This window comes from Brevundimonas phoenicis, from assembly GCF_047237745.1.
In the GTDB taxonomy this organism is placed as follows: domain Bacteria; phylum Pseudomonadota; class Alphaproteobacteria; order Caulobacterales; family Caulobacteraceae; genus Brevundimonas.
In genome coordinates this window covers 1248217-1275095 of record NZ_JBDFLN010000001.1, presented here as the reverse complement: position 1 = coordinate 1275095, position 26879 = coordinate 1248217, and the positions used below count along the sequence as shown (strand labels likewise).

The following is a 26879-nucleotide window of genomic DNA, read 5'->3' as shown; positions in this document are numbered from 1 at the left end:
GGGCCTTCGCCTCCCCTAATCCCCCACGAAACGATTCACTTACGGACACGCTCGCCATGACCGCCGCTTCTGATCCTGTCGTCATCTGCTCCTTCGCCCGCACCCCGATGGGCGGCTTCCAGGGCGCGCTGTCGCCGGTCAAGGCCACCGACCTGGGCGCCGCTGCGGTGAAAGCCGCCGTCGAACGCGCGGGCGTCGCGCCGGAGAAGATCGAGCAGATCTTCATGGGCTGCGTCCTGCCCGCCGGCCTGGGTCAGGCTCCGGCCCGTCAGGCCGCCATCGGCGCGGGCCTCGGCAAGCACGTCGAGGCGACGACGGTGAACAAGATGTGCGGCTCGGGCCTGCAGTCGGCCATGATGGCGCACGACGCCCTCTTGGCAGGCACGGCCGAGGTCATCGTCGCGGGCGGCATGGAGTCGATGACCGGCGCCCCCTATCTGATGAACAAGCACCGCGGCGGCGCCCGCATCGGCCACGACGTCATCGTCGACAGCATGATGATGGACGGTCTTGAGGACGCCTATTCCCCCGGCAAGGCCATGGGCGTCTTCGCCGAGGACGCGGCGGCCCAGTATCAGTTCACCCGCGAGGCGATGGACGAATACGCCATCGAAAGCCTGACCCGCGCCAAGAACGCCATCGCTTCGGGCGCCTTCAAGGCCGAGATCGTCCCGGTCGAGGTCGCCACCCGCAAGGGCCCGGTGACGGTCAGCGAGGACGAACAGCCCGGCAAGGCCGATCCGGCCAAGATCCCGACGTTGAAGCCCGCCTTCGTCAAGGACGGCGCCGTCACCGCCGCCAACTCCAGCTCCATCTCTGACGGCGCCGCCGCCATGGTCATGACGCGCGAAAGCACGGCCAAGGCCCTGGGCCTGCCCATCGTCGCCCGCGTGGTCAGCCACGCCGCCCACGCCCATGAGCCGGCCCTGTTCACCACCGCCCCCGTCCCGGCCATGCAGAAGGCGCTGAAGAAGGCCGGCTGGTCGGTGGAGGACGTGGACCTGTGGGAGGTCAACGAAGCCTTCGCCGTCGTCGCCATGATCGCCCAACAGGAACTGGGCATCGACCGCGCCAAACTGAACGTCAACGGCGGCGCCACGGCGCTGGGCCACCCCATCGGCGCCTCGGGCGCGCGCATCCTGTCCACCCTGCTGGCGGCGCTTCAGGCGCGCGGCGGCAAGAAGGGCGTGGCCTCGCTGTGCATCGGCGGCGGCGAAGCCGTGGCCATGGCGGTGGAACTGGTCTGAGCCTGTGGCGTTGTCGGCGGTCAAGCTTACCGACTGTGGAGACCTCCCCCTTGAAACTCCCTCCCCTCTTCGCCGCCGGCGTCGCCGCCTTGAGCCTGACCGCCTGCGCCACCGCTCAGGCTGAAGGCGTCATGACCCAGAACAACTCCGCGACCGCCCAGGCCGGGTCCGTCGACCTCAAGGCCTTCCCGGCCGCGACCGCGGGCCAGACGCGCCATGTCATCAACCTGCCGGCCCAGTCGGACGAGGACGCGCTGAAGGTCGAACTGATCCTCGGCAAGACCAAGACCGTCGACTGCAATCGCCAGTTCTTCGGCGGCAGCCTGGAGACCCGCACGGCTCAAGGCTGGGGCTACGACTACTATGTCCTGCCCGCGCTGGGCGCCGGGGCCAGCACCCTGATGGGTTGCCCGCCCGGTTCTGAACGCGAGGCCTTCGTGACCACCCAGGAGCAGCCGCTGATCCGCTACAACTCGCGCCTGCCGGTGGTGGTCTACACGCCGTCGGACGTCGAGGTGCGCTATCGCGTGTGGCGCGCGGGCGAGACCCAGACGGCGCGCTGATCCGAGCCGTTCTTTGAAATCAGACGCGGGCGTCGGTCGGATTCGGTCGGCGCCCGTTCTGTATCAGGCCCGCGTCGTCCGTCCGCATCCCGCTGCATCAGCGAGGCCAGAGAGGCGCATCCGGCGCTCAGGACGATCATGGGCCGACTCCTGCATCTGCGAACCATTTGCAGGTTTGCGCAGAGTCGGTCTTCGTGCAAGCGTCCGCCGCCATTTCTCTGGAGACTCGTCATGCGCGAAGACGGCAAGCTGGATTATCTCGAACTGCCCGCGACCGACCTGACGGCGCACAAGGCCTTCTACGCCCAGGCGTTCGGCTGGACCTTCCAGGACTACGGCCCGGCCTATACGGCGTTCAGCGAGGGCTTGGACGGCGGGTTCACGCCCGACGCCATGACGCCCAAGCCCCTGCCCATCCTCTACGCCCACGATCTGGAGGCCATGCAGGCCAAGGTCGAGGCGGCGGGCGGCGCGATCACTCACGCCATCTTCGCCTTCCCCGGCGGGCGGCGCTTCCACTTCCGCGACCCGTCCGGCAACGAACTAGCCATCTGGTCCGAGACGTAAGGCCCTATTTGGGGTCCACGGTCTGGGCGATGCGCTCGGCCTCGTCACGGTCGGCGCCGTCCTGGGCCATCACCCAGACGTGGATCTCGGCGGGTTCAGTCGCGCGCTGGAACAGGTGCTCCATGGCGATGCGGCGCGCGCCCTCCGGTACGACGACCGAAATGCGCCCCCCCGCCGTCACCTGCTCCCCATCATAAATGGGAAACTGCGACGACGGCCCGGTGTAGATCATCAGATAGGTCTTGCCCGCCTTGCGCGCCGAATAGACGTGGGCGCCGGGGGCCGTGCGGCCCTCGATCAACAGGAAGCCTGGCGGCAGGTCGACGCTGAACGGCAAGGCCGCCTGCTGCGCCCCGCTCAAGCCTTGCGGATTCGGCGCGGACGGCGGAGCGGGTAGAACCGCCTGAGGCCGAGGGGTTCCGAGCGGCGCCTGACCGGCGATCTTCGGCGGTTGCGGGCGCGGGGCGGGGGTTGGCTGAGAACGCGGCTGCGACGCAGCCTGAGCCGCAGCCGGAGGCGTCGCACGACGTGCTGTCTGGGGCCCAGCCTGAGGCGCTGCTTGAGCAGGCGTCCGAGCGGTCTGCGGCGTGGTTGGCGGCGGCGTCTGCGGCGCGGGCATCGCCCCGTTCAGCCTGCGCGTCAGTTCCTCGATGCGGGCGCGTTCGGCAGGATCCTGCTGGGCGGCGGCGGAGGTCGCGAACAGCGCGGCAGGCGCGACGATCAACGACAGGGCAGCGACGGCGAATGCGGCTTTCATGCCCGCGACATTGGCTGCGCCCGCCCCGCCTGGTCAAGCGAAGGCGTTCAGACTCCGGGCAATTCGACCCAGAAGTTCGCCCCCTGGCCGACCGCTGAGATCACCCCGATGTCTCCGCCCTGAAGCTCGACCAAACGCTTGGCCAGGGTCAAGCCGACGCCATGCCCTTCGACGGTCGAGCGTTCCAGACCCAGACGGTTGAACGGCTCGAACAGTTGCGCCTGCTTTTCTTCGGACAGGCCCGCTCCCCTATCGATGACTTCAATGCGTATGCGATCCTCGATCCAGGCGGCGCGAAGGACGACCAGCCCGCCCGAAGCGCCGTACTTCATCGCGTTGTTGGCCAAATTGCCGATCACCTGGGTCAGTCGTTGGGAATCCGCCATCGCCACCAGGGCGTCGCCGTCGGCGACCACCTCGATCTTCAGACCCGCCGCTTCCGGCAACAGGATCATGGACCGACGCACGTCCTCCAACACCCCGCGCACGTCGGTCGGTCTCAGATCGACCTTCACCGCGCCGGCTTCGGCCCGGGCCACGTCCAGCAGATCATGCGTCAGCGCCTCGACCTGCCGCGCCGTCTTGACCAGCATCTGCGCCATCTCGACCTGGCTGTCCGTCGTCTGGCCCAAATGCCCCCCGGCCCAAAGTTCACCGATGCCGATGACCCCGCCGATCGGACTCTTGATCTCATGGGCCACATTGGCCAGCAGGCGCGACTTGGCGGCCGAGGCGCGCTCAGCGCGCAACCGGCCTTCCTTGGCCCTCAGCATCAACCGGTCTCGTTCTTCCAGCAAGGCGGCGACCATCAGGATCGGCATGTAACCCAGCAGTACGAGCAGTTGCGCCAGAAGAGCACGATCCTCGGCGCCGAACTGATGATAGGGGCCGTGCCCAGCCATGGTGCCGCCGATGGCGACCACCGACACGACCAGTAGCGCCCAGGCGGCGCCGATCACGCGAAACCGCACCGCCGCAATCACGATCAGCGGCAGCAGAAGAAAGCCGTAGGGCAGGCTCAGATGTGAGAAGATCGCATAACAGGCGCTGGCGAGCAGGACGCCCAGGCCGACGCCTTCGGCCAGTCGCGCCGGCTGCTTCAGAACTCTCAGATGGGCCTTGCGCAGGCTGAGGCCGAACACCCCGATCACCGCGAAGCCCAGGGCGTGACCGCTCCACCAGATACGGAAGGCGTCCAGGAAATCCTCCCCAACCATGCTGGACAGCGCCCCGGCGCTGATCAGAGCCGACGGCAGGGGCGCGATCGCGCATATGGTCAGGAAACGCGCCAACCCCTGCACGCTATCCACATGCAGCCCTGTAACCAGACGGCGCGTCAGCACCACCGCCAGAACGATCTCCAGCAGGTTGGTCAGGGTGAACAAAACCGAAAGCGACGGTCCGTTACCCGCCAGAATCTCCCCGGCGAAAACGCCCGCCACGACCAGAACGCCGAAACCGAGGTCATATTGCAGACCGCGGCCGCCACGCAGCCAGGCGGCCATGGCCACGCCGCCTGCGCCCCACAGGGCGGCGACCAGGCCGTTGGCGCGGGCGAAGCTGACAGCAAGAACCACCAGCACGGCCACGCCCAGCGCCGTCAGGATCGGCGCCAGGGGCTGGCGAAAGAAATCCGCGTTCGGGGGAGCCAGGGTTTCAGCCGGCGCGGCTCCCTTGCCCGTCGCATCCAATGCGACTTCTCCTCTTTGGAGCGCGCGGCTCATGCTCATCAATCCGGCCCAGAACTAGAGTCTTAGGCCCTGATCTTCGCGCGCGTTCCTAAACATCCCCTGAAGCGTGACCCTAGGATCAATACGAGGTTCGCAGCGCCTCGTCGAAAGCGCGCACCGCCGCCGCCGGGCCGTCGGGATGCGCCCAGACCCCGGCGCTGACGGCCACGAAGTCCGCCCCCGCCGCCGCCAGACCGGCTGCGTTCTCAGCCGTAACGCCGCCGATGGCCACGCAGGGAACCTCCATCGTCTCCTGCCAGATGGTCAGGATGTCTGGCTCGGCGTGATGGACCACGTCCTTGGTTTCGGTCGGGAAGAAGGCGCCGAAGGCGACATAGTCGGCCCCGCCCTCGGCCGCCTCCATCGCCAGGTGGCGGCTGTCGTGGCAGGTGACGCCGATCATGGCGTCCGGCCCCATGATGCGCCGCGCCTCGGCCAGGGAGGCGTCCTCCTGGCCCACATGCACCCCGTCGCAGCCCGTGGCGCGCGCCAGATCCGGCCGATCATTCAGGATCAGAGCCACGTCGTGCGCCTGGCAGATCGGCTTAAGCCGGGCGACAGCGGCGCGGATCGCCTCGTCCGAAGCTTCCTTCAGACGGATCTGCAAGGCGGCGCAGTCCCCGGCCGACAGGGCGGTCTCCAGCTCTGCGGCGAAGGCCTCCAGGTCCGGGATGGCGACCGGCGTGATCAGGTACAGCCGGCAGGCCGGGCGGGCGGGAATTTGCGGTTGACGTGCCATGGCCGAGCCCTGCCCGTCGTCGCCGTCGTCGTCAATGTCGCATGTGCATGCGAATGATTTGCACCCGCCTTAATAAATGCTATAGCGAGCCATTCTCAGTGTTCCGGGTGCCCCGCCTTGTACGTCTGCAACTGTAACGGTCTTCGCCAGCGTGACGTCGCCCTCGCCATCGAGGCGGGCGCCAACCGTCCGAAGGACATCTTCGCCAGCCACCAGTGCGCGCCCCAGTGCGCCAAATGCGTGTGCGAAATGCGTCAGATGATCCAGGAAACCCAGGCCGCCTTCGCCATCGCGGCCGAGTAGAGCCTAGCGTAAGAGCCGCCGCTTTTTGAAAGCGGATTTCACTCGCATTATCAATGCAGTGATAAAAACTCGCAAATAATCCACGGCGTTTCAGCCGTGCTATGAAGTCCTTACGGGCGGCCGAGAGGCCCTGTCGTCGCGCTGACGTCGCTTTCGCCGCCGCTGAACAAGGACGACGACCATGAAGGGCGATCCCGCGATCATCCGCACCCTCAATGCGGTGCTGACCAACGAACTGACGGCGGTGAACCAGTACTTCCTGCACGCCCGCATGTTCGAGAGCTGGGGTCTGACCCATCTCGGCAACGTCATCTACGAAGAATCGATCGGCGAGATGAAGCACGCCGACATGCTGATCAAGCGCATCCTCTTCCTGGACGGCCTGCCCAACCTGCAGGATCTGCACAAGCTGAAGGTCGGCGAAGACCCGATCGAATGCCTGGGCGCCGACCTGCAACTGGAAATCGACAGCCGCGCCACGACCCGCGACGCCGTCACCCAGTGCGAGGAAGCCCGCGACTACGTCAGCCGCGACCTGCTGATGAAGATCCTGGCCGACACCGAGGAGCACGTCGACTTCCTCGAAAACCAGCACAGCCTGATCAAGCTGATGGGCGCGCAGAACTATCTGCAGTCGGCCATGAAGGAAATCGTCACCGACGGCGCCGCCACCGGGAACTGATCCGAAGACCGGGCGCGGCGTCGGAGGGCGGGAACGTCCGCCGCGCCCGGTTGTTCTTGGCTGCATGAGCAGCATGGACGACGCCCTCGACGCCGCCCGCGACCACGCAGCGGATTTTCTCAACGCCGAAGGCCGCGACTGGCGGCACGTCGCCCTGGGCGCCGCGCTGACCGTCGGCTTCGCCCTGGCGGCGACGGCTGTGGCGACCCGCGCCGTTCCCCCGCAGACACGCGGCCTGACCGGCGCCCGAAAACGCGAGGGTCCGATCACCGAGCGGCCGCGCGGACCGTTCAGCCTAATCCTGCCCGCCGTCTTCTCGGCCACCACCCTGTCGGCCCTGCGCGTGTGGAACGCCCCCGCCCGTCCCGGCCGCAACACTGCAATGGGTCTGTGGGCTGTCGCCCAGGCGGTCAACGCCGTCTGGCTGGCGGCGCGGCCTACTGGACGCTGGACCCAGATTCTGGCCGCCATGTCCTCAGCCGGTCTGGCCGCCGCCTTCGCCCATGAGGCGCGCAAGCTGGATCCCGGCGCAGGCAAGCTGGCAGCCCCCACAGGCATGGGGGTGCGCCTGGCCAATCAGGCGGAACGCGGCCTGGACGACGCCGCCTGAATCCGCGGGTCGCCGAGCAGCGCCATTGCCCTTTTTCGCTTGATCCTCTAGGGCTCGCCGCGATTTGGCGCGCCACGCCCTGGCGGTCGGCGCCTGCCGCCCCCCCAGCAACGAGCCCTACGGTTCTCATGAAAATCAACGCCAACACCATCAAGCCCGGCATGGTCCTGCAACACAACGGCGGCCTGTGGGTCGTCACCAAGGCCAGCCACGTCAAGCCCGGCAAGGGCGGCGCCTTCGCCAACGTCGAGGCCAAGAACCTCGAAACCGGCAACAAGCTGAACGAACGCTTCCGCTCGGAAGACAAGGTCGAGCGCGTGACGCTGGAACAGCGCGACTATTCCTACCTGTTCGACAACGGCGAGACCCTCGTCTTCATGGACGACGAGTCCTATGAGCAGATCGAACTGCAAAAGGGCTGGGTCGGCGACGAACGCATCCCCTACCTGCAGGAAGGCATGAAGGTCGTCATCGAGATGCACGAAGAGCGTCCGATCGGTCTGGAGCTGCCGGAACAGGTCGTTCTGGAAGTCGTCGAAACCGAGCCGACCGTGAAGGGTCAGACCGCTTCGTCGTCCTACAAGCCCGCCAAAGCCTCGAACGGCATCCGCGTCATGATCCCCCCCTTCATGTCGACGGGCGAGAAGATCATCGTCGACACCTCGACCGGCGAATACGTCCGCCGCGCGGACTAACAAACGCCGTCATTCCCGGCCAAGGCCGGGCGCTGTAAGACTTGCTTTCAGGGGCGCGGATGGTCCGCGCCCCTTTTGCTTCTCCGTCCATCCGGGCCGCTGGCTTTTGAGGATCGACGGATCAGGAGAACCGCCTATGGCCCTCGCTTCCGCCCTGCTCCAGGTCATGATGGACGCCGTCCGCAAGACCGCCCGCCCGATGCTTCGGGATTTCGGCGAGGTGTCCCAGCTGCAGGTGTCCCGCAAGGGCCCCGGCGACTTCGTCACCGCCGCCGACGTCAAGGCCGAGCAGACCCTGTTCGAGCTGCTGCTGAAGGCCCGCCCCGGCTACGGTTTCCTGGGCGAGGAACGCGGCATGGTCGAGGGCACCGACAAGACCCACACCTGGATCGTCGACCCGATCGACGGCACCACCAACTTCATGCACGCCATGCCCCACTTCGCCATCACGGTGGGCCTGGAGCGCAAGCATCCCGACGGCACGTCCGAGATCGTGGCCTGCGTCACCTACAACCCGGTCATGAACGAGATGTTCTGGGCCGAAAAGGGCAAGGGCTGCTACCTGAACGACACCCGCATCCGCATCGCCGGACGCGCTGACATGGCCGAGTGCCTGATCGCCACGGGCCTGCCCTTCATCGGCAAGACGGGCCACGGCCAGGCCATCAAGGACATCCACGCCGTCGGCCAGCGCGTCGCGGGCATCCGCCGTCTGGGCGCCGCCTCGCTGGACTTCGCCTGGGTCGCCGCGGGCCGCTACGACGCCTATTTCGAGCGCAACCTGCAACCGTGGGACGTGGCGGCGGGCATCCTGCTGGTCACTGAGGCCGGCGGCGTCGTCACCACCATCGACCAGGACGGCGACCCCATGAGCGGCAAGCAGATCGTCGCCGGCAACCCGGAGATACAGGCCAAGCTGCGCAAGATCCTGCGCGATGCGTAAGACATTCTCCCTCCCCTTCATGGGGAGGGTGGTTGAGCCCGAAAGGGCGAAACCGGGTGGGGGCGGCGCTTCGCAAGAGGCGCCGCCTCTGTCGTATCCGCCCTCCCCACCCGCTCGTCGCTAAGCGACGACCACCCTCCCCATACAGGGGAGGGAGAAATCACGCGCCTGTCACGTGCGGCCCCTACCCTTCGGCCATGATCGCCGCCATCCTGACCGCCGTCCTCCTGTCGTCGAGCCAACCGGCCATGTCCCCGCCCCCCGCCAAGCCCATCGTCATCGCCCATCGCGGAGCCCCGGGCGAACGGCCCGAACACACCCGCGCCGCCTATGAGTTGGCGATCGACCAGGGCGCAGACTTCATCGAGCCCGATCTGGTCATGACCCGCGACGGCCACCTGGTCGTCCGCCACGAGAACGAGATCGGCGAGACCACCGACGTCGCCGATCGTCCCGAGTTCGCCGCGCGCCGCACCACCCGCGAGGTGGACGGCGTGCCCATCACCGGCTGGTTCACCGAAGACTTCACCCTGGCCGAGCTGAAGACCCTGCGCGCCCGCGAGCGCCTGCCCGCCCTGCGCCCCGCCTCAGCCGCCTTCGACGGGCAGGAACCGATCCTGACCTTCGACGAAGTGGTCAAGATCGCGCGTGAGGCCAGCGCCCGCACCGGCCGCGTCATCGGCGTCGCGCCCGAACTGAAGCACCCCAGCCATTTCGCCGCCCTTGGCCTGCCGATGGAGGGCGCCTTCGTCGCCGCGCTGGAGCGCCACGGCCTAACCGGCGCCGACGCCCCCATCCTGATCCAGTGCTTCGAGGTCGGGACGCTGGAGCGGTTGAAGGCGCGCATCGACGCGCCCCTACTGCAACTGATGCAGGCGGGCGGCGGCCCCGCCGACCGGCCCGGCGCGACCTACGCCGAGATGGCGACGCCGCAGGGTCTGGCGGAGATCGCCCGCTATGCCGAGGCGGTCGGGGTGCAGGATCTGATGATCGTGCCGCGCGACAATGCCGGCCGAGCGTTGGAGGCGTCGCCTCTGACGAAGGACGCCCATGCGGCGGGTCTGAAGGTCGTGGTCTGGACCTTCCGGGCGGAGAACCTGTTCCTGCCCGCGCAGTATCGCGTGGGCGAAGCGCCCGCCGACCACGGCGATCTAGAGGGGTGGCTGAAGACGATCTACACCCTCGGCGTCGACGCCGTGTTCAGCGATTTTCCCGCCGCCGCCGTCAAGGCGCGCTAACCCCTCTCCCGCCGGGGGAGGGTAGCTTTTACGTCCCCTGAAACTGCAGCTTGGCCAGACGCGCATACAGCCCGCCCTTGGCCGAGAGCTCGACGTGCGTGCCTTCCTCGACCACCTGGCCGCCGTCCATCACCACGATGCGGTCGGCCCTCAGCACGGTCGCCAGACGGTGGGCGATGACCAGGGTGGTGCGCGCCTCCATCGCCTGATCCAGCGCGGCCTGAACCAGACGCTCGTTCTCGGCGTCCAGCGCGCTGGTCGCCTCGTCCAGCAGCAGGATCGGCGCCTCGCGCACCAGAGCCCGCGCGATCGCCAGACGCTGACGCTGGCCGCCCGACAGGCTCTTGCCGCGCTCGCCCAGAGGCGTGTCGAACCCTTCCGGCAGGGCGTCGATGAAGCCCAGCGCCTGCGCCTCGGCGGCGACCGCGCGGGCTTCGTCCAGCGTAGCGGCCTCGCGGCCGAAGCGGATGTTCTCCAGCGCCGAGCCCGAGAACAGCGGCGCCTCCTGCGACACCCAGGCGAAGCGGTTGCGCACATCGACCGGATCAGCCGCGCGCACATCCACGCCGTCCACCGACACCAGACCCGACTGCGGGTCATAGAAGCGCAGCAGCAGGCGGAAAACCGTCGACTTGCCCGCCCCCGACGGCCCGACCAGGGCCACGGTCTCGCCCGGCCGCACGGTCAGGCTGAAGCCCTTCAGCGCCGGCAGGTCGGGGCGGCCCGGATAGGCGAAGTCCACCGCCGACATCGACACCTCGCCGCGCGGCGGCTGAGGCAGGGCGACCGGGCTGGCGGGCGGCGCGATGGCGGGGGTCGCCCGCATCAGTTCGTCGATCCGCTCCATGGCCCCGGCGGCCTTCTGCACGTCGCCCCAGCTTTCGCCCAGCGCCCCGACGGCGCCCGCCGCGAACACCGACAGCAGGACGAACTGCAGCAGGGCGCCCGGCGTCATGGTCCCGGCGATCACGTCCTGAGCGCCCAGCCACAGCACCAGGGTCACGCCGCCGAACATCACCATGATGATCATGGCCGTCATCACGCCGCGCGCCCGCATCCGCTTCAGGGAGACGCCGAACGCCTCCTCCACCGCCGCGCCGAAGCGGCCGATGGCGCTCTTTTCGCGACCGAAAGCCTGCACCGTCTCAATGGCGTCGACGCTTTCGCCCGCAAAGCCCACGGCCCCGGCGAAGGTGTCCTGCGACTGCACCGTCAGGCGGCGCACCACCCGGCCGAACAGGAACAGCGGCACGATCAGCACCGGCACGATCAGCAGGACGAAGCCCGTCAGCTTCGGACTGACGAAGAACAGCAGGATGACCCCGCCGATCAGGGTCAGGAAGTTGCGCAGCGCATAGCTAATCGAAGTGGTCAGCAGCGTATCCACCAACTGGATGTCCGTGGTCAGGCGCGACAGCACCTCGCCCGTCCGCATATGGGCGAAGAAGACCGGGTCCAGCGTCAGGATGCGCTGGAACAGCGCCGTGCGCAGATCGGCGATCATCCGCTCGCCCGTCTTGGTGACGTAGAAATAACGCAGCGCCGTCGCCAGCCCCAGGATCACGGCGTTGAGACCCAGGATCAGGAACCACTTGTCGATATTGGCGCCGCCGTTCTCGAACCCCTGGTCGATGGCGCCGCGCGCCGTCGCCGTCAGCGCCAGCGACGCGACCGTCGATCCGATCAGCCAGACCGTGGCGATCGCCGCGTCCATCTTGTGCCGCCCCAGGAAGGGCAGCAGCCGTCCCAGAGGTCGGATGTTGCGGCTCTTGGCGCGCTTGCCGCCCGCCTCGTCCATCTGTTCGGCCAGAACGGCGCCGGCGCCGGGGCGGCCGGTCGGCTGGGCATGACGTTGAGGTTCAGCTTGGGTCATGGTCGCGCTCTTGCCCCGGAACGCCCCCCGGTGTAAACGCCGCCCCTCGCTCCCGTCGCGCTCTGCGGCGGGATTCTCTATTTACGCGCAGTGACGGTCGGCATCGTCGTCGCGCAGAGACGGACAAGATCGATGAAAGCGGACACGCACCCCGACTACCACTTCATCACTGTTGTGATGACCGACGGCACCACCTACCAGACCCGTTCGACCTACGGGAAGGAAGGCGCCACGCTGAACCTGGACATCGATCCGACGTCTCACCCGGCCTGGACCGGCGGTAACCAGCACCTGATGGACCGCGGCGGCCGCGTCTCGCGCTTCAACAACAAGTTCGGCGGCTTCATCAAGAAGTAAGCCACGCTTGGTGCGACAAGTTCGCCACAAAAGCGCCGGTCCTGGGACCGGCGCTTTTTTGTTGCCCGGAACACCGTTAACATGGGCGCGTTCGATTACTCGGGGCGTGGACGTTGGGTCCGGGCCGATATCGGACCACAAGAGTTACAGACGATGAACCGACGGGAATTGGGCCTTGGCGTCGCCACGACGAGCCTGACGCTGGCAGCCGCGAATGGGGCGCTGGCCCAGACGCGCACCACGGACCCGCAAATTTTCATCGCCGGCTTCGACGCCCAGGCCGGGCGCCTGCCCGCGGCCCAGCAGGCCGATGTCCGCGCCGTCTATCAACTGACCGGCGGCAAGCCGATCTGGACCGCCGACCGCCTTCGCGTGCTGCAGGAGGTCGCCGCCGGGGCCGAGCGCCACGGCCTGCCCGCCGGGGACTTCTTCGACTTCGTCGGCCTGGCCGCCGACCGCGAAACGGCTGAAATTCGCACCACCGCCGCCGCCCTGGCCTACGCCAAGGTTCTGTCCGAGGGCCGCGTCCGGCCCGAGACGGTCGAAGAGCTGTGGGAGATGCAAAAGAACAGCGTCGACCTGCCGCGCGGCCTGGTCGACGCCGTGGCCGCCAACAAGCTGAGTCAGTGGTTCGACGCCCTGCCCCCGACGGACCTAGGCTACACCAATCTGTCGGCCGGTTACGCCCGCTATCGCCGCATCGCCCGCCAGGGCGGCTGGCCCGCCTTCCGTATCGGCGGCACCATCGAGCCGGGGACCAGCGACCCGCGCATCCCGGCCCTGACCGCCCGCCTGGCCGCTGAAGGCGACCTGAGCGCCGCCGCCGCCGAACGCCTGAAGGGCAACCTGTCCTACGGCCCGGACCTCGAGCAGGCGGTCCGCAGCTTCCAGACCCGCCACGGCCTGGGCGCCGACGGCCGCATCGGCGGCGCCACCCAGCGCTCGCTGACCGCCACCGCCGAGGATCGCGCCCGTCAGATCGCCCTGAACCTGGAGCGCCGTCGCTGGCTGAAGCGCGACCTGAATCCCGAGCGGATCGAGGTCAATACCGCCGCCGCCATCATGGTCTACTGGAAGGACGGCAAACCGGTTCACTCCAACCGCGTGGTCGTCGGCACCGCCGCCAACCAGACCCCCAGCCTTGAAAAGCCCTTCGCCTCGGTCGTGGCCAACCCGCCGTGGACCGTACCCATGGGCATCGCGCGTCGCGAAATCCTGCCCAAGGGCCCCGGCTACCTGGCCGCGAACGACATGTACGTCAACGCCGACGGCTGGGTGGTGCAACGCGCCGGTCCGAAGTCGTCGCTAGGCAATGTGAAGTTCGAGCTGCAGGACAGCTACGCCATCTTCCTGCACGACACCCCGGCCAAGCACGCCTTCAACCTGTCGGTGCGCCAGCGCAGCCACGGCTGCGTGCGGGTGCAGGACGCCATCGGCTTCGCCCGTCTGCTGCTGTCGCCCGATCCCGAGCGTCTGGCCCTGTTCGACACGGCCCAGGCCAGCGGCGAGACCAAGCGCGTGACCACCGGCCGCAACATCGGCGTGCGCCTGCTGTACTGGACCGCCTTCGTCGATGGTCAGGGCCGCGTCGCCTTCCGTGAGGACGTCTATAAGCGCGACGCCAAGCTGGCCGACGCTCTGGGCATCGCCGTCAACCTGCCCCAGGTCATCGCCGACGCGCCGATCGATCCGGATGAAGTGACGCCGTAAGACGCCCTGCCTTCTCCTCCCCGCTTTCATGGGGAGGAGAAACTCAGCCGAAAGCGGCGCGCAGCAGGTCCATCTGGTTCAGGACGGGATTGGCGGGCGCCTCGGCGGGCTCGACGTACATCTGGCGGTCCAGATGCAGCACACGGTCGTACAGCTTCTCCGCCCGCACGGCGTATTCGATCAGGGCGATCGGCAGGTCGCCGCGACGCGGCTCGGCGTCCATGCGGCGATCGGCCAGGCGATAGCGAGGGTCGCCCGCCGCCTCGGCGCTCATGTCCTGCTCGCGCACGGCGCGCTGGACCAGCAGCCAGGACGCGATCTGCATCAGCCGCGTGGTCAGCTTCATGCTCTCGCCCGCATAGGACAGGGCCGCTGCGCGCGACAGCAGGCGGGAATCCTGCCGTCCGTCGCCATCCAGATAGGCGGCGGTCTCCTCGACCAATTCCATGCCTTCGCGGAAGGTGCGCTCGAACAGCTCCGAGCGTGCGAAGTCCAGCACTTCGGCGCCGGCGAGGCGCGCCGGGGTCAGATCGGCTTCGATGGCTGTCACGGGTGTCTATCCATGCATCTCATGCATCCGCTGGGTGCAATCGTCATGCCACGGAAGCTGATTCTGCGGGAGAGGGCCGTCGAAACCGTCCCCAACCGTCCGCCCCTCAGCGGAAGTTGAACAGCGCGTCGGCCGCGCTGCGCTGCGAGGACTTGCCGTCGATCGCCGCACGAGATCGCGCGATCTCGGCCTCCAGGGCGGCGATCCGCTCCTGCAGTTCGTCCACGGCGTAGAGGTCCAGGTCTTCGCGCCCCAGAGCGGAGAGGGCCTCGCCGCGCTGCGGCCGGGGCTCCAGATCTTCGAAACTCATCCTCGCCTCCTTGGCCATTCCGAGCATGACCTCCTATGTGAACGCCGCATTGAACCGGAATGCAAGCCAAGGGAGCGCCGCCATGTCCGTCGCCATGAAGGCCATAGAGATCGAGAACGGACGCGGCCCCGCCGACGCCCTGCGCCTGGCGACACGCCCCCTGCCCGCGCCTGGGCCCGGCGAGATCCGCATCCGCGTGCGGGCGGCCGGCGTGAACCGCCCCGACATCGTCCAGCGCGAGGGGCGCTATCCGCCGCCGCCGGGCGCCTCGGACATTCTGGGACTAGAGGTCGCGGGCGAAGTCGACGCCGTGGGCGAAGACGTGACGCGCTGGGCCGTCGGCGACCGGGTCTGCGCTTTGCTGGGCGGCGGCGGCTACGCAGAGTACGCCGTGGTCGACGCCCGCCACGCCCTGCCGATTCCCGACGGCCTCGACTGCATCCAAGCCGCCGCCCTGCCCGAGACCGCCTTCACGGTCTTCGCCAACGTCTTCGAGGGCGGCGAGCTGAAGGCGGGCGAGACCCTGCTGATCCACGGCGCCACCGGCGGCATCGGCGTCATGGCCATCCAGATGGCCAAGGCGGCGGGCGCCCGCGTCATCGCCACCTCGCGCGGAGCCGCCAAGGCCGAGGCCGCCCGCGTCCTGGGCGCCGACGTCAGCCTGGACGCGACCGAACACGATCTGGCCGCCGCCATCCAGGAGGCGGGCGGCGCCGACGTGGTGCTGGACATGGTCGGCGCGGCCTATGCCGAGCTGAACCTCAACGCCCTGAAGCCCGGCGGACGCTGGGTGGTGATCGCCACCCTGACCGGAGCCAAGGCCGAGGTCGATCTGATGCGGATCATGCTGAAGCGGATCATCCTGACCGGCTCGACCCTGCGCAGCCGCCCGGCCGACGAAAAGGCCCGCCTGGCCGCCGCCGTCGAGGCGACGGTCTGGCCCTGGGTCACGTCCGGCGCCGTCAAGGCTCAGGTCGAGGCGACCCTCCCCCTGGCCGAAGCCGCCGCCGCCCATGCGCACCTGGAAGAGGGCGCCCACGTCGGCAAAGTCGTGCTGCTGCCCTAAAAGAAAAGGGCGGGAAGCCGCAGCCTCCCGCCCTCGCCTTCCGAACAGGCCGGTGCTTTACCAGCGACCGCCGCCGCGCGCCGGGCGCAGAGACGAAATCCGGTCGTTCATGCCCGTATTCGCCAGGTTACGCATGTCGCCGCTGACAATCTCGCAACGGCCGCGATAGTTGGCGTCCTCGCAGACTTCCCAGGTTCCGCGCGACAGGCGGATCGAGCTGATCGCGTCATTCATGCCGACGTTGCGCAGGTTCGGCACCTCGCTACGGAAACTCATCGACTGACCGCGGTAATCGGCGTCGCGATAAACGGTGATCGAAGACCGGCCCCAGCCGCCGTTGCCGGGACGGCCATCATCCCAACCGCCGCCGGGACGCCCCGGACGACCGTCATCCCAGCCGCCGCCCGGACGGCCGGGACGGCCGCCGTTCTCGAAATCGCCCTGGAAGCGGCCGCAGACCAGACGCCCGTCGCGGTTGATGATTTCCTCGCTGGAGCAGCGCGCCAGCTCAATCGAGGTCTCACGCATATTACCCCGCATATCGCGGCAATCGGCGTAGAGGCGCCCCTGGTTCACATACGACCCGGAGCAGCTCTGCGCATACGACCCACGCGGCGCGCCACGCTGCATCACCTGCGCCTCCGCCGTGCTCACATTTATGGCGGAGAAGCCCCCCGCCGTCATGGCCAATCCCGCCGCTGCAATCACGAACTTCTTCATGATACGGTCTCCTTCGAGGTTTCTCTCGGCGCACAACGCGCCCTGGCCCCCAATGTTCATCACGACAGATGAACCTTCGCTGTATGAAGACGACAGACGACGTTTTCATTTCGGCCAAGATCACCTATAAAGGCCTTCTCGCGCCCGGCCGAAAAGGTCGGGCGCCGTCGATTCAAACGCCCGTTTTTCGGGCCGCAACCGCCGGGATCCATGCCCATGACCGACATCCTGATGCCCAAGGCCACCGCGGTCTGGCTGGTGGACAACACCTCGCTCTCGTTCGAGCAGATCGCCGACTTCTGCGGCCTGCACCCGCTTGAGGTGCGCGGCATCGCCGACGGCGACGTAGCGCGCGACATCCGCGGCGCCGACCCCATCGTCAACGGCCAACTGACCCGCGAAGAGCTGGACAAGGCCCAGAACGACGAGAACTACCGCATGAAGGCCGTGGTCAGCCGCCACGCCGAACTGCTGAAGCCCGCCAAGTCGGGCCCGAAATACACGCCGGTCTCGCGTCGTCAGGACCGCCCGGACGCCATCATGTGGTTCGTCCGCAACCACCCGGAAGTGACCGACGCCCAGATCGCCAAGCTGCTGGGCACCACCAAGGCCACCATCGAGAGCGTGCGCAACCGCACCCACTGGAACTCGGCCAACATCAAGCCCGTCGACCCGGTGACGCTGGGCCTGACCGGCCAGCTGCAGCTGGACGAAGTGGTGCGCAAGGCCGCTGACAAGAAGGCCAAGGACGACGCCAAGAACGGCGTCCTGCAACCCATCGAGCCCGAGGCGGAACCGGAAGTCGCCGCAGAAGAGCCCGAGGAAGAATACGGCCTGGGCGCCGAACCCACCGCCGAGTCGGTGTTCGGCTCGCGCGACTGATCCCAGCCAGCGGCTAGAGACAAAACGGCCCCGGAAGATCGCTCTTCCGAGGCCGTCGTCATTTCAGGTGGGAAGCCGTCAGTGGCTTCGGGCTTCCAGACTGTTGATCTCTTCCTTAAGTCGCAGTTTTCGCTGCTTCAGCTCCCTGAGGTGTGTCGGGTCCGCGGTGGGGCGTCGCATCTCCTGCTGGATAGTGTCATCCAGCGACCGATGCCGATTACCCAGTTCGCGAATACGAGCCTCGATGGTCATGGCTTGCGCCTCCATGTCTAAGGGACCACTACACTGAGCGCCCGGTTCGGCAGGGTGTGGAATCACATTGCAGTGACCCCCCGCCGCTCCGGACACGGACAGGTTGGAGGCGAATTTGGCCGATGTTGTGAACACGACCGTTCGGGCGCCGGCGCCCCTTCGGCTAGTCGTTGGAATCTCTGGCGCTTCGGGCGTCGTCTATGGCGCGCGCGTGCTGGACGCCCTGCGCGAACTGGGGGTCGAGAGCCACCTGGTCGTCACCCGCGCCGCCCTACTCACGTTGTCGCAGGAGACCGATCTCCCCCCTGACGACCTGACGGCCAAGGCGGATGTGGTGCATCGGCTGAACGATGTCGGGGCCACCATCTCCTCCGGCTCCTTCCGCACGCTCGGCATGATCGTCGCCCCCTGCTCGGTGAGAACCATGAGCGAGATCGCCACCGGCGTGACCTCGACCCTGCTGACCCGCGCCGCCGATGTAACGCTGAAGGAGCGCCGCCCCCTGGTGCTGATGGTGCGCGAAACGCCGCTGCACCTGGGCCACCTGCGCACCATGACGGCGCTTGCCGAAATGGGCGCCGTCATCGCCCCGCCCCTGCCCGCCTTCTACGCCAGGCCCGACAGCCTGGAGCAGATGATCGACCAATCGGTCGGGCGGGCGCTGGACGTCTTCGGCCTGGACTGGTCCGCCGTGCGACGCTGGGAAGGCCTGAAGGGCGGAGCCGAGGCATGAGCGACGATCTGTGGACCTGGGCCTGCGCCGCCTACGCCGCGCCGGGCGTGGCTGACGCCTGCCTGTCGCTGCAGGACTATCACGAGCAGAACGTGCCCCTGCTGCTCTGGGCGGCCTGGACCGCCGCCACGGGCCGCCGCCCGGACGAAGAGACGATCGACGCCGCCTGCGACACCGCCCGCGCCTGGCAGACCACCACCATCGCCCCCCTGCGCGCCGTGCGCCGCACGCTGAAGACGCCTGTGCCGGACCTTGAGACCGACGCCCGCCTGGCCGTGCGCGAACAGGTGAAGGCCGCCGAACTGGCCGCCGAGCGCCATCTTCTGGAGAGCCTGCAGGCCCTGTCTCCGGAACCTGCCGGGACGCCGTACCCGCCCATCGACGCCATGGCCGCCGCCGCCCGCCTGTGGGACCGCGTGGTGCCTCGCCCAGCGCTGCGAACCCTGGCCGACCTGCTTCCGGCCTGACGCCAGCTCGGCTATAACGTCACCGCTGCGGGGCCTGACGATGAACGACGACGAACCTTACCTGTCCGAAGAAGACAAGGCGCTGCGCGCGCAGCTCTCCCTGCTGTTGCAGGAGCACGCGGACCTGGACGCCTCCATCGAGGCCCTGGCGCTTCTGCCCGCGCCCGACCAGCTCATGATCGCCCGCCTGAAACGCAAGAAGCTGGCTCTGCGCGACGACATCGTGAAGCTGCAGGATCGCATCCTGCCCGACATCATCGCATAATCACATAACGACGGTCATTGACTCTTGTGTCGTTAACGGTGGAGATGACATCGTCACCCACTGGCAGGAGAGAACCGATGCGTTTGCGTAAGATTCGTAATGCCGTGCTTCTGGCGACCGTCGCAGCGGCGACGTCATTGCTGTCCGCCGGAGCCGGGGCGCAGTCCCCCGGCATCATGTACCATCGCACCTTCTACAGCGACGCCACGCTGACAGTTCAGGTGGGCTGGTATATCGACCGCTGCTCCAACGGGCGCGTCGTTGCGGCGCCGGTTCACGGGACCACCTCGCCCTATTACACGCTAGAGGCGGTCGGCAGTTGCCCCGGCGGTTACTGGTGAATCTGTTGCGGAGGCGGTTCAGCGCCGCCTCCGCCAATCTTTGCTTACAACGGCAGGACCGAAGTGTCCTTCACCTCTTCCATCACCGCATAGGTGCGGGTTTCGCGCACGCCCGGCATGGTGATCAGGGTGTCGGCCAGGAAGACGCGATAGGCGGCCATGTCCTTCATCCGCACCTTGACCAGATAGTCGAAACCGCCAGCCACCATATGGCACTCCAGCACCTCGGGCGAGCGGCGGATGCGATCGGCGAACTGATCGAAAATGTCCGAGGTCGTGCGGTCAAGCAGCACCTCGATGAAGATCAACAGTTCCCGCTCGGCGAACTTCGGGTCAATCAACGCCGTATAGCCGATGATCACCCCTCGTTCGCGCAGGCGCCGCACCCGCTCGAAGCAGGATGACGCCGACATATTGCATGCCGACGCCAGATCCTGGTTCGTGATCCGCCCGTCCTGTTGCAGCACCCTCAGGATGCGGCGATCCGCATCGTCCAACTTGTAATCCGCTGCGCTCATGCGCGGCTCCCCCTTACGCATTTACCTACTCCGAACTGTGTCAAACCGCCTGCTGATCCGCAATGGATCAGCAGGCGGCGGGACCGGCGACCTGGGAGGGAAACCGCCGGTCGAAAACAACGCCTCTTGCGCGTCTTCGGGCTTTACTCTGCTCGGCGAGCGGCGGCGGCGGCCTGCTTGCTCTCGGCGATGAAGGCTTCCATCTCGGCGGTCATGGCCGGAATGGTGGCGACGCCCAGGGCCAACAGGTGATCATGGAAGGCCTTGATGTCGAAATCCGCCCCCAGTTCCGCCTCCGCCTGACGACGCAGACGCACGATCTCGATCTCGCCCAGCTTGTAAGCCAAAGCCTGCCCCGGCCAGGTGATGTAGCGGTCGATCTCCGTCCCGACTTCATGATCAGACAGGGCCGTATTCTCGCTCAGGAAAGCAATCGCCTGATCGCGGGTCCAGCCCTTGGAATGCAGGCCGGTGTCGATCACCAGCCGCGCCGCTCGCCACATCTCGTAATTCAGGCGGCCGAAGTCCTCATAGGCGTCTTCGTAGATGCCCATCTCGACAGCCAGCTTTTCAGTGTACAGGGCCCACCCCTCGCCAAAGGCCGAGATGCCCGCCTGCGAGCGCCACTCCGGCAGCTTGGCGTGCTCGCGACGCAGGACGCCATGCCAGGCGTGGCCGGGATTGCACTCGTGCACCGTCAACGCTGGGATATTGTAGCGCGGTCGCGACGGCAGGTCATAGGTGTTCAGCAGACACGTCCCGTTACCGCCCCGTCCAGCAGTATAGAAGGGTGCGATGGCGTCCGGCACCGGCACCAGACTGAAGGTGTCGCGGGGCTTCAGGTTGAAGTACTGCCCCATCTTGCCGTCGACCTTCTTGATCACCCAGGCGCCGTGCCACAGCAAATGCTCGGGCTTTTCATACTGGAATTGAGGATCGGTCTTCAGGAAGGTGATGAACTGCGCAAAATCACCCGTGTAGCCCGTGCTGCGCATCACCGCTTCCATCTCGGCGCGGATGCGCGCGACTTCGGCGCGGCCGATCTGGTGGATCTGATCCGGCGTCAGATTGACGCTCGTGTATTGGCGGATTTGCGTCTGATAGAAGTCGTCGCCGTTCGGCAGGCGGTTGGCGCCCAGGGTATCTCGCGCGCCCGGCACATATTCATCGCGGATGAAGCTCAGCAAGGTGCGGTGCGCCGGCACGACCTGCTGCTGGATCACCTGGACGGCGGCGGCGCGAAGACGCTGCCGCTCCGCCTCAGAGACCGACTGCGGCATGTCGATGAAGGGCTTGTAGAAGGGATTGGCCTGCGGATCGGTCGGTTCCGTCACGGCCAGGATCGACACGTCCCGCCCGACAAGGGAGGCCTTGGGCTGGGTGAAGCCGCGCGCCAGACCAGCCCGCATGTTGACGATCTGCTGATCGAAGTAGCGCGGCGTGTCGCGCAGTTGCGACAGATAGCGCTCATAGTCCTCCACCGAAGTAAAGGTCTGGTTGGCCATGCCCGAGATCGACGACCAGAAGGAACTGTCAGAATTGAAGGGCATTTCGTACAGGCGATGCCGCCCGTCATCGACGTAGTTGTCGATCTGATGCCTATAGACCGCGTAGTTGGTGCGCTCGGACGGCGACAGTTGATCCAGGGAGATGGCGTTCAGGCGGTTCTGGATATCGGTCCAATAGGCCAGGCGACGCTGCTGGGTCGCGGCGCTGACGTCCGGCAGGTTGGACGGCTTGGAGGCGCGCGACGGCATCTCCTTCTGACGCCAGGCGTATTCCTCTTCAGCGATGGCGCGGAACTGGGCGTCCACGGCGGCGGCGCTCGTCGCCGAAGCCGACGCGGGCGCCGAGGCGACGGCCGTCGTCGGCAGGGCGGCGAAAGCCATCACGCCCACGGCGGCGGCGATGGCGCTGTACGCGGTCAGGGTCTTCAACTGCATTCTCCCCCAATAAATCATGCGGACGCCCGCAGGCCGCCCAGAGCGAGAAGCCGCCCGTGACCGGACGGCTTCCCTATTCGGATCAGAACCGGGCGTTCACGCCAATGTAGGCATAGCGGCCCAGGTTGTTGTATATGCTTCCGTTGAATCCGGTGTTCAGCGAGGTGCCGGTCCAGGTGAACGGCGTCTGCGGCGGTTCTTCATTGGTGAAGTTGTTTACCCCCGCGAAGACCGAATACTTGTCGAAGCGATATTCAGCGCGCAGGTCGTGAGTGATCCACGACGGCGCCTTGTAGGGCTCATAGGCGCCCGCCGGATCCTGGTTGCTGCGGACCATGCTGCCCAGATACTGGTTGGCGTAGGACAGCGAGACCCGATCATAGTCCCAGGTGACGCGGAAGTTCATGCGACGCTTGGGATTGGGCAGTTCGCCCGCCTGCTCGTCCCGCACGCTGGCGTCGCCCGGAACCGGGTCGTAGGTCAGCTCGTCCAGGAAGCCGGCCGCCGCATTGAATGACAGCGAGCCATAGTCCGGCAGCCCCAGCTTAGCCAGGTCGGTGCGATAGGACGCGGTCACGTCCCAGCCCGAGTTGGTGTACTCGGCCACATTCAACACCTGGTTCAGAACGCGGGTGATGTTGCCGTCCGAACCCCGCGATACGCTAGCGCAGAACGGGTTGCTCAGGCTCGGGCTGTCGACGCAGTTGTTGATGATGTTGCGCCACCCCAGCGAGGCGATCACGTCGCTGATCTCGATCTCATAGCGGTCGATCGTCAGGGCCAAGCCCGGCAGGAACGACGGCGTCAGCACCACGCCCATCGTCAGGGTCTCGCCCTCTTCCGGGTTCAGATCGGGGTTGCCTTGACTGACCACAGGCCGTGTCGCGGTCGACTGTACGAAGTTCGGGCTCAGCCCCAGCGCCGCGCAGTTCGCCTTGCGATTGGCCGAGGCGTTGCCCAGGTTCAGGCGCGTCGCGTCGCAGGGATCCTCGATTTGGCTGTAGCCTTCGCTGCCGCCGCCGAACAGTTCGTTGATGTTGGGCGAGCGCACCGCCTTGGCGTAGTTGCCGCGGAAGCGGATGTCGCGGTTGACCGTCCATTCCAGACCCAGGCCATAGCTGCTGTCGCCGCCCGTGGTGGTGTAGTCCTGGTAGCGATAGGCCGCCGTCAGATCTAGGTACTGCACGAACGGGACATCGGCCAGCAGCGGCAGGTTGATCTCGCCGAAGATCTCCTTGGACTCATAGCGCCCTTCAGTGATCTGCTGGGCGTTCTGGAAGATCAGCCCCTTCTGCGAACGTTCGTCCGGCACTGAACGAGCGTATTCCTTGCGCCACTCGACGCCCGCCGCAAAGGCGACCGGCAGGCTGGTCCCGCTGAACAGCGACGGATAGGAGAACAGCTCCCCGTTGACGCTGGCCACCGCGTTCCACTGGCGCGTCACGTCGTCCCGGACGGTGTGGATATAGGAGTAGTCGATCGCCTCCTGCGAGGCGATTCCGGCCCCGAACAGGTTCAGCGGCTGACAGCCTCGGGCCCGCGCATCTTCGCTGCGACAGACGATCTGGCCGTTCAGATTGATCGCATCGATCGACTCGTAGAACTCCTTCTGCAGTCGATCGAAGTTGGTGAACTGCGACTCGGTCTGGCCGTAGTTGACGTAGGCTTCGAACCGCCAGCCATTGCTGAAGGCTCCGTCGATCCCGGTCACGAAGCGGGTGGTGTCGTACACGCTCTCATAGGTGCGGATGCCGAAGTCGCGGTCGTTGCGGGTAATGTCGAAGCGCGCGACCCCGGCGGCGGTCAGCATGGCCCTCAGATCGCTAGGCAGGAAGGCGTTGTCGGCCTGGATGCGATAGGCGTTGCCCGTCACCAACTTGCTGCCGTCCACGTCGCCGGCGAAGGTGCCGTTCTCGCGCTGGCTGGTCGCCTCGGTGTGGAAGTATTTGCCCTCGGCGAACAGGTTCAGCTCGCTGATGAAATCGCCCGACGGCTGGAACTGGTGGCGCAGCTGCAGCTCGCCGCCGTAACGCTCTACCGGGGTGCGCAGGGCGTCTTCACGGAACTTGAAGCCGTCGCCGCCGATCGAGACCTTCTGCGGACGGCCCGCGCCGTCGACCACGACCTGGCCGCGATCGAAGGGAACCAGCTTGCCATCCGGCGTGAAGGTCAGGCTGTAAGCCGCATTTCCGCCGATCGGCGTGACGATCACCGGCGTGAAGCTGTCGTTGGTGATGTTGGTATAGACGTCCCGCGCCATGATGAAGGACGGCAAGCCGTCGTCCGGGCTCTTCTTGTTCGGGTTCGGGATGTAGGCCAGGCCGCTCATCGCGTAATCGCGTTCGTGGCGGTACAGGCCCTCGGTCTGGTCGTAGGTGGCGGCGGCCATGATGTTGGTGCGGCCGTCGTTGAAGTTCCGCCCCACTGCGATCGAGCCGTAATAGGTGTTCGGGCCGTCGGCCGAACCGTACTGGGCCTGTGCGGCGATACCGTCGAAGTCCTGCTTGGTGATGAAGTTGACCACCCCGGCCACGGCGTCGGCGCCGTACACCGCCGAAGACCCGCCCGTCACCGTATCGACGCGGGCGATGGTGGTCTTGGAGATGGTGTTGACGTCCACGGCGCTGGTGCCGCTGGACCCGGCCACGTGACGACGGCCGTTGACCAGCACCAGCGTTCGGCTGGAGCCCAGGTTGCGCAGGTTCAGCGTCGCCAGGCCCTGGCCCGCGACCGTATTGGTCGTGCTGGACGCCGAACTGCCGAGGCCGACCTGCGGCTGGCGGGCCATGGCGTCGATCAGGTTGGTGACGCCGATGTTCTCGATTTCCTGAGCATCGACGACGTTGACCGGGGTCGACGCCTCGACGTTCGGACGCCGGATGCGCGAGCCGGTCACCACGATGTCGGCGACGGCGCTGGCTTCCGGTTCCGGGGCCGGGGCTTCGGATTGCGCCCGGGCGGGCTGGGCGGCGGCGGCCGTGACGGCCAGACCGGCGATCATCGTGCCGGTCTTCAGGTACGCAGACAGTCTCATTGGATCACCCCTCGTTTTTCTGATCTGAATCACAGGCGCGCCGTCCCCATTCGACCTCGCCTGCGTCGTCTGTTGCGGATCAGCGCCCTCCTTGCGCCTCCCCTCGTTCGGCTTTTTGCCGATCGACCATCGCCCGCACGTCGGCCAACAAGGCCGGCGCGTCGTAGGCGACCCCACGCGCCACCGTCCAACGCACGCCGCCGACCGTCTCGATGCGGTTCTCGGGGCTCAGGCGCTCATGTCCGGTGCCGTACAAGGTCTTGAAATTCGCCAGCGGATTTTCGGTCGTGATGACCAGATCCGCGCTCATGCCCGGCCGCACGACGCCGAAGGTCGGCGCCTTTCCGGTCGGCTCGGCCAGGGTCGTCGCCCCGTCCATCGTCGCGGCGCGCACGATCTCCAGCGGGTGGAAGCCCGCCTCCTGCAACAGCTCCAGCTCTTCGATGTAGCCGAAGCCGTACAGCTTCCAGATGAAGCCCGAGTCCGAGCCCACCGTCACCCGGCCGCCGACCTTCTTGTAGTCGTTCACCAGCCGCATGAACCGTTCGTAGAAGCGGCGCCACGCCACCTCGTTCGACGTCGTCCAGTCGAAGAAATAGCTGCCGTGGTTGTCGCGCGTGGACTGGAAATAGTCCGCCAGCGCCGGAAGCGTATAGGTCTGGTGCCAGGGCGCATTGCGCGCCCGCATCAGATCGCGCGACGCTGCATAGATGGTCATCGTCGGATCGAAGACGACCCCCGCCTTCTTCTGCGCCTCCAGATAGGCGTACCATTCCGCCGAACCCGGTTCGACCTCGTCCCAGATCTCGGCCGCCTCGCCGAAGCGCTTCTGCTCGTCGTAGAAGTTGTAGTCGGTCGGATAGTCCTGGATCGTCCGCCCGCCCAACAGCGACTCGAAGTGGCCGTAGAAGTGGGTGATGGTCCCCAGACCCGCCGCCGCCAGTTGTTCGGCGTTCAACTGGGCCACGCCCGGCTGGGCGATGTGGGCGACCGTGCCCATGTGGTTCTTCTTGGCTTCATCGATGGCGGCCAGGACCACCTCGGGCGTCTCGTCGCCGCGCAGGAAGAATTTGATCCCGTCCACGCCGTTGGCCGCGCCCCAGCGCACCCACTCGCGCGCCATCTCGGGGTTGCGGATACGGCCGCGCGACCAGCCCGATCCGAGGGTCTGGTAGTTGTAGATACGCGGCGCGACGATCTCGCCGCGCGCCGAACGGGCCTTTTCCGACACGGCGATGTCGTGCGGCGCCAGGCTGACGCCGCGCACGGTCGTCACGCCGTGCGCCAGCCACAGTTTGTACACGTACTCCAGATCCGGCGCCTTCTGCGGGCTGCCGCCATGGGCATGGGCGTCGACGAAGCCGGGCATGACGTACATGCCGCGCGCGTCGATCTCATGCGCGGCGTTCAGCGGCGGGCGGCCTTCACGCTCGGGCAGGCCCGGCCAGCCCGCCTGGAGAATGTCGGTGATCTTGTCGTTCTCGATGACGATGTCGACCGGCCCCATGGGCGGGGCGCCCGTGCCGTCGATCAGCATGGCGCCGCGCACCACCATCAGCGGATAGGGACCATAGCCCTCGTCGGCGCGTCTCGGCGGCGCCGGGTTCAGCGTAGCCCGCGCCGACGCCGCCTGCGCTTGAGCCTGAGCCGACACCGCGTTCGGCGTCCCCGCCGCAAGCAGCAGCGCAACCGCACACGCCGCGCCGGCGCCCTTGAAGACAGACTTTTCCCCAAACATCGTCCGCAAGCCGCAATCCCTCCCAAGATCGAGGGCCATCGGCCCC

Annotated in this window: 29 protein-coding genes; 17 read left to right on the top strand and 12 right to left on the bottom strand. The window is 67.1% G+C overall.

Annotation, left to right across the window (positions count from 1 at the left end; all coding sequences use genetic code 11):
• Window positions 1-56 precede the first annotated feature (56 nt).
• The 3 genes from ABC419_RS06325 (at window position 57) to ABC419_RS06315 (ending at window position 2377) form a co-directional block, all read left to right on the top strand.
• Window positions 57-1247, top strand: coding sequence for a thiolase family protein (locus ABC419_RS06325; RefSeq protein ID WP_003165666.1), 1191 nt, complete (start codon window positions 57-59; stop codon window positions 1245-1247).
• A 50-nt stretch (window positions 1248-1297) separates the two neighbouring features.
• Window positions 1298-1810 carry a serine protease inhibitor ecotin gene (gene eco, locus ABC419_RS06320; protein WP_200167691.1) on the top strand — a complete coding sequence of 171 codons (513 nt, stop codon included), beginning with the start codon at window positions 1298-1300 and terminating at the stop codon, window positions 1808-1810.
• Between the two features lie 231 nt (window positions 1811-2041).
• Window positions 2042-2377: a VOC family protein gene (locus ABC419_RS06315; RefSeq protein WP_412875981.1), complete on the top strand. Its 336-nt coding sequence runs from the start codon at window positions 2042-2044 to the stop codon at window positions 2375-2377.
• 4 nt (window positions 2378-2381) lie between these two features.
• Here the strand turns inward: ABC419_RS06315 and ABC419_RS06310 are convergent, their stop codons facing one another.
• The 3 genes from ABC419_RS06310 to thiE all read right to left on the bottom strand — a co-directional run bounded on the left by ABC419_RS06310 (window position 2382) and on the right by thiE (window position 5603).
• Window positions 2382-3134: a hypothetical protein gene (locus ABC419_RS06310; protein WP_412875982.1), complete on the bottom strand. Its 753-nt coding sequence runs from the start codon at window positions 3132-3134 to the stop codon at window positions 2382-2384.
• 47 nt (window positions 3135-3181) lie between these two features.
• Entirely contained in the window at window positions 3182-4858 is a 1677-nt protein-coding gene (locus ABC419_RS06305) for a sensor histidine kinase (RefSeq protein WP_412875983.1), read from the bottom strand.
• A gap of 85 nt (window positions 4859-4943) precedes the next feature.
• Window positions 4944-5603, bottom strand: a complete 660-nt coding sequence (gene thiE / locus ABC419_RS06300) for a thiamine phosphate synthase (protein WP_412875984.1) — start codon at window positions 5601-5603, stop codon at window positions 4944-4946.
• A gap of 117 nt (window positions 5604-5720) precedes the next feature.
• On the opposite strand from thiE, the gene ABC419_RS06295 reads away from it, so the two are divergent.
• The 6 genes from ABC419_RS06295 (at window position 5721) to ABC419_RS06270 (ending at window position 10074) form a co-directional block, all read left to right on the top strand.
• The gene (locus tag ABC419_RS06295; RefSeq protein ID WP_003165676.1) at window positions 5721-5906 is read left to right on the top strand and encodes a (2Fe-2S)-binding protein; all 186 of its coding nucleotides are present in this window, start codon (window positions 5721-5723) and stop codon (window positions 5904-5906) included.
• A 181-nt stretch (window positions 5907-6087) separates the two neighbouring features.
• Window positions 6088-6588: a bacterioferritin gene (bfr, locus tag ABC419_RS06290; RefSeq protein WP_313577028.1), complete on the top strand. Its 501-nt coding sequence runs from the start codon at window positions 6088-6090 to the stop codon at window positions 6586-6588.
• Between the two features lie 73 nt (window positions 6589-6661).
• Window positions 6662-7198 carry a TspO protein gene (locus tag ABC419_RS06285; RefSeq protein ID WP_223850832.1) on the top strand — a complete coding sequence of 179 codons (537 nt, stop codon included), beginning with the start codon at window positions 6662-6664 and terminating at the stop codon, window positions 7196-7198.
• Window positions 7199-7326: 128 nt separating this feature from the next.
• A complete protein-coding gene (gene efp / locus ABC419_RS06280) occupies window positions 7327-7893 on the top strand; it encodes an elongation factor P (RefSeq protein WP_368924636.1) in 567 nt (188 codons plus the stop codon).
• A 136-nt stretch (window positions 7894-8029) separates the two neighbouring features.
• Window positions 8030-8836: an inositol monophosphatase family protein gene (locus ABC419_RS06275; protein WP_200167700.1), complete on the top strand. Its 807-nt coding sequence runs from the start codon at window positions 8030-8032 to the stop codon at window positions 8834-8836.
• Window positions 8837-9033: 197 nt separating this feature from the next.
• On the top strand, window positions 9034-10074 hold the full coding sequence (locus ABC419_RS06270) for a glycerophosphodiester phosphodiesterase (protein ID WP_412875985.1): 1041 nt from the start codon (window positions 9034-9036) through the stop codon (window positions 10072-10074).
• 28 nt (window positions 10075-10102) lie between these two features.
• Here ABC419_RS06270 and ABC419_RS06265 read toward each other — a convergent pair whose 3' ends face one another.
• On the bottom strand, window positions 10103-11947 hold the full coding sequence (locus ABC419_RS06265; protein ID WP_412875986.1) for an ABC transporter transmembrane domain-containing protein: 1845 nt from the start codon (window positions 11945-11947) through the stop codon (window positions 10103-10105).
• Between the two features lie 132 nt (window positions 11948-12079).
• On the opposite strand from ABC419_RS06265, the gene rpmE reads away from it, so the two are divergent.
• Both rpmE and ABC419_RS06255 read left to right on the top strand, forming a co-directional pair.
• Window positions 12080-12304, top strand: coding sequence for a 50S ribosomal protein L31 (gene rpmE / locus ABC419_RS06260; protein ID WP_003168899.1), 225 nt, complete (start codon window positions 12080-12082; stop codon window positions 12302-12304).
• A gap of 153 nt (window positions 12305-12457) precedes the next feature.
• Window positions 12458-14014, top strand: coding sequence for a L,D-transpeptidase family protein (locus tag ABC419_RS06255; RefSeq protein WP_412875987.1), 1557 nt, complete (start codon window positions 12458-12460; stop codon window positions 14012-14014).
• Between the two features lie 43 nt (window positions 14015-14057).
• On the opposite strand, the gene rcdA is transcribed toward ABC419_RS06255, so the two are convergent.
• Complete coding sequence (gene rcdA / locus ABC419_RS06250; protein ID WP_165906526.1) at window positions 14058-14564, bottom strand: protease adaptor protein RcdA; 507 nt, start codon at window positions 14562-14564, stop codon at window positions 14058-14060.
• A 106-nt stretch (window positions 14565-14670) separates the two neighbouring features.
• Window positions 14671-14874, bottom strand: coding sequence for a DUF1192 domain-containing protein (locus ABC419_RS06245; RefSeq protein WP_024353289.1), 204 nt, complete (start codon window positions 14872-14874; stop codon window positions 14671-14673).
• Window positions 14875-14956: 82 nt separating this feature from the next.
• Between ABC419_RS06245 and ABC419_RS06240 the strand changes: the two genes are divergently transcribed.
• Window positions 14957-15940: an NAD(P)H-quinone oxidoreductase gene (locus tag ABC419_RS06240; protein ID WP_412875988.1), complete on the top strand. Its 984-nt coding sequence runs from the start codon at window positions 14957-14959 to the stop codon at window positions 15938-15940.
• A gap of 57 nt (window positions 15941-15997) precedes the next feature.
• Here ABC419_RS06240 and ABC419_RS06235 read toward each other — a convergent pair whose 3' ends face one another.
• A complete protein-coding gene (locus ABC419_RS06235; RefSeq protein ID WP_412875989.1) occupies window positions 15998-16660 on the bottom strand; it encodes a beta/gamma crystallin-related protein in 663 nt (220 codons plus the stop codon).
• Window positions 16661-16876: 216 nt separating this feature from the next.
• Between ABC419_RS06235 and ABC419_RS06230 the strand changes: the two genes are divergently transcribed.
• Complete coding sequence (locus ABC419_RS06230) at window positions 16877-17542, top strand: DUF1013 domain-containing protein (RefSeq protein ID WP_412875990.1); 666 nt, start codon at window positions 16877-16879, stop codon at window positions 17540-17542.
• Between the two features lie 78 nt (window positions 17543-17620).
• On the opposite strand, the gene ABC419_RS06225 is transcribed toward ABC419_RS06230, so the two are convergent.
• Entirely contained in the window at window positions 17621-17794 is a 174-nt protein-coding gene (locus ABC419_RS06225) for a YdcH family protein (protein WP_125900050.1), read from the bottom strand.
• A gap of 127 nt (window positions 17795-17921) precedes the next feature.
• Between ABC419_RS06225 and ABC419_RS06220 the strand changes: the two genes are divergently transcribed.
• From ABC419_RS06220 to ABC419_RS06205, 4 genes are all read left to right on the top strand, one after another.
• Window positions 17922-18527, top strand: a complete 606-nt coding sequence (locus ABC419_RS06220) for a UbiX family flavin prenyltransferase (protein WP_412877963.1) — start codon at window positions 17922-17924, stop codon at window positions 18525-18527.
• A complete protein-coding gene (locus ABC419_RS06215) occupies window positions 18524-18994 on the top strand; it encodes a TIGR02444 family protein (RefSeq protein ID WP_412875991.1) in 471 nt (156 codons plus the stop codon). The genes ABC419_RS06220 and ABC419_RS06215 overlap by 4 nt, the downstream gene beginning before the upstream one ends.
• Before the next feature lie 40 nt (window positions 18995-19034).
• On the top strand, window positions 19035-19259 hold the full coding sequence (locus tag ABC419_RS06210; RefSeq protein ID WP_292060302.1) for a YdcH family protein: 225 nt from the start codon (window positions 19035-19037) through the stop codon (window positions 19257-19259).
• A 77-nt stretch (window positions 19260-19336) separates the two neighbouring features.
• Window positions 19337-19600 carry a hypothetical protein gene (locus ABC419_RS06205; protein WP_412875992.1) on the top strand — a complete coding sequence of 88 codons (264 nt, stop codon included), beginning with the start codon at window positions 19337-19339 and terminating at the stop codon, window positions 19598-19600.
• Window positions 19601-19644: 44 nt separating this feature from the next.
• On the opposite strand, the gene ABC419_RS06200 is transcribed toward ABC419_RS06205, so the two are convergent.
• The 4 genes from ABC419_RS06200 to ABC419_RS06185 all read right to left on the bottom strand — a co-directional run bounded on the left by ABC419_RS06200 (window position 19645) and on the right by ABC419_RS06185 (window position 26833).
• On the bottom strand, window positions 19645-20118 hold the full coding sequence (locus ABC419_RS06200; protein ID WP_125900046.1) for an Lrp/AsnC ligand binding domain-containing protein: 474 nt from the start codon (window positions 20116-20118) through the stop codon (window positions 19645-19647).
• 143 nt (window positions 20119-20261) lie between these two features.
• Entirely contained in the window at window positions 20262-22061 is a 1800-nt protein-coding gene (locus tag ABC419_RS06195; RefSeq protein ID WP_412875993.1) for a DUF885 domain-containing protein, read from the bottom strand.
• A gap of 82 nt (window positions 22062-22143) precedes the next feature.
• Window positions 22144-25095: a TonB-dependent receptor domain-containing protein gene (locus tag ABC419_RS06190; RefSeq protein WP_368924647.1), complete on the bottom strand. Its 2952-nt coding sequence runs from the start codon at window positions 25093-25095 to the stop codon at window positions 22144-22146.
• A gap of 79 nt (window positions 25096-25174) precedes the next feature.
• Window positions 25175-26833 (bottom strand): amidohydrolase family protein, encoded by a 1659-nt coding sequence (locus ABC419_RS06185; protein WP_234288770.1) that lies wholly within the window; start codon window positions 26831-26833, stop codon window positions 25175-25177.
• Between the last annotated feature and the right edge of the window lie 46 nt (window positions 26834-26879).

Excerpts from the sequence above, each read along its gene's own strand:
- ABC419_RS06325 (WP_003165666.1), top strand. The coding sequence starts at position 57 with ATGACCGCCGCTTCTGATCCTGTCGTCATCTGCTCCTTCGCCCGCACC.
- ABC419_RS06315 (WP_412875981.1), top strand. The coding sequence starts at position 2,042 with ATGCGCGAAGACGGCAAGCTGGATTATCTCGAACTGCCCGCGACCGAC.
- ABC419_RS06310 (WP_412875982.1), bottom strand. The coding sequence starts at position 3,134 with ATGAAAGCCGCATTCGCCGTCGCTGCCCTGTCGTTGATCGTCGCGCCT.
- ABC419_RS06305 (WP_412875983.1), bottom strand. The coding sequence starts at position 4,858 with ATGAGCCGCGCGCTCCAAAGAGGAGAAGTCGCATTGGATGCGACGGGC.
- thiE (WP_412875984.1), bottom strand. The coding sequence starts at position 5,603 with ATGGCACGTCAACCGCAAATTCCCGCCCGCCCGGCCTGCCGGCTGTAC.
- bfr (WP_313577028.1), top strand. The coding sequence starts at position 6,088 with ATGAAGGGCGATCCCGCGATCATCCGCACCCTCAATGCGGTGCTGACC.
- ABC419_RS06285 (WP_223850832.1), top strand. The coding sequence starts at position 6,662 with ATGGACGACGCCCTCGACGCCGCCCGCGACCACGCAGCGGATTTTCTC.
- efp (WP_368924636.1), top strand. The coding sequence starts at position 7,327 with ATGAAAATCAACGCCAACACCATCAAGCCCGGCATGGTCCTGCAACAC.
- ABC419_RS06275 (WP_200167700.1), top strand. The coding sequence starts at position 8,030 with ATGGCCCTCGCTTCCGCCCTGCTCCAGGTCATGATGGACGCCGTCCGC.
- ABC419_RS06270 (WP_412875985.1), top strand. The coding sequence starts at position 9,034 with ATGATCGCCGCCATCCTGACCGCCGTCCTCCTGTCGTCGAGCCAACCG.
- ABC419_RS06265 (WP_412875986.1), bottom strand. The coding sequence starts at position 11,947 with ATGACCCAAGCTGAACCTCAACGTCATGCCCAGCCGACCGGCCGCCCC.
- rpmE (WP_003168899.1), top strand. The coding sequence starts at position 12,080 with ATGAAAGCGGACACGCACCCCGACTACCACTTCATCACTGTTGTGATG.
- ABC419_RS06255 (WP_412875987.1), top strand. The coding sequence starts at position 12,458 with ATGAACCGACGGGAATTGGGCCTTGGCGTCGCCACGACGAGCCTGACG.
- ABC419_RS06245 (WP_024353289.1), bottom strand. The coding sequence starts at position 14,874 with ATGAGTTTCGAAGATCTGGAGCCCCGGCCGCAGCGCGGCGAGGCCCTC.
- ABC419_RS06240 (WP_412875988.1), top strand. The coding sequence starts at position 14,957 with ATGTCCGTCGCCATGAAGGCCATAGAGATCGAGAACGGACGCGGCCCC.
- ABC419_RS06235 (WP_412875989.1), bottom strand. The coding sequence starts at position 16,660 with ATGAAGAAGTTCGTGATTGCAGCGGCGGGATTGGCCATGACGGCGGGG.
- ABC419_RS06230 (WP_412875990.1), top strand. The coding sequence starts at position 16,877 with ATGACCGACATCCTGATGCCCAAGGCCACCGCGGTCTGGCTGGTGGAC.
- ABC419_RS06225 (WP_125900050.1), bottom strand. The coding sequence starts at position 17,794 with ATGACCATCGAGGCTCGTATTCGCGAACTGGGTAATCGGCATCGGTCG.
- ABC419_RS06215 (WP_412875991.1), top strand. The coding sequence starts at position 18,524 with ATGAGCGACGATCTGTGGACCTGGGCCTGCGCCGCCTACGCCGCGCCG.
- ABC419_RS06210 (WP_292060302.1), top strand. The coding sequence starts at position 19,035 with ATGAACGACGACGAACCTTACCTGTCCGAAGAAGACAAGGCGCTGCGC.
- ABC419_RS06205 (WP_412875992.1), top strand. The coding sequence starts at position 19,337 with ATGCGTTTGCGTAAGATTCGTAATGCCGTGCTTCTGGCGACCGTCGCA.
- ABC419_RS06200 (WP_125900046.1), bottom strand. The coding sequence starts at position 20,118 with ATGAGCGCAGCGGATTACAAGTTGGACGATGCGGATCGCCGCATCCTG.
- ABC419_RS06195 (WP_412875993.1), bottom strand. The coding sequence starts at position 22,061 with ATGCAGTTGAAGACCCTGACCGCGTACAGCGCCATCGCCGCCGCCGTG.
- ABC419_RS06190 (WP_368924647.1), bottom strand. The coding sequence starts at position 25,095 with ATGAGACTGTCTGCGTACCTGAAGACCGGCACGATGATCGCCGGTCTG.
- ABC419_RS06185 (WP_234288770.1), bottom strand. The coding sequence starts at position 26,833 with ATGTTTGGGGAAAAGTCTGTCTTCAAGGGCGCCGGCGCGGCGTGTGCG.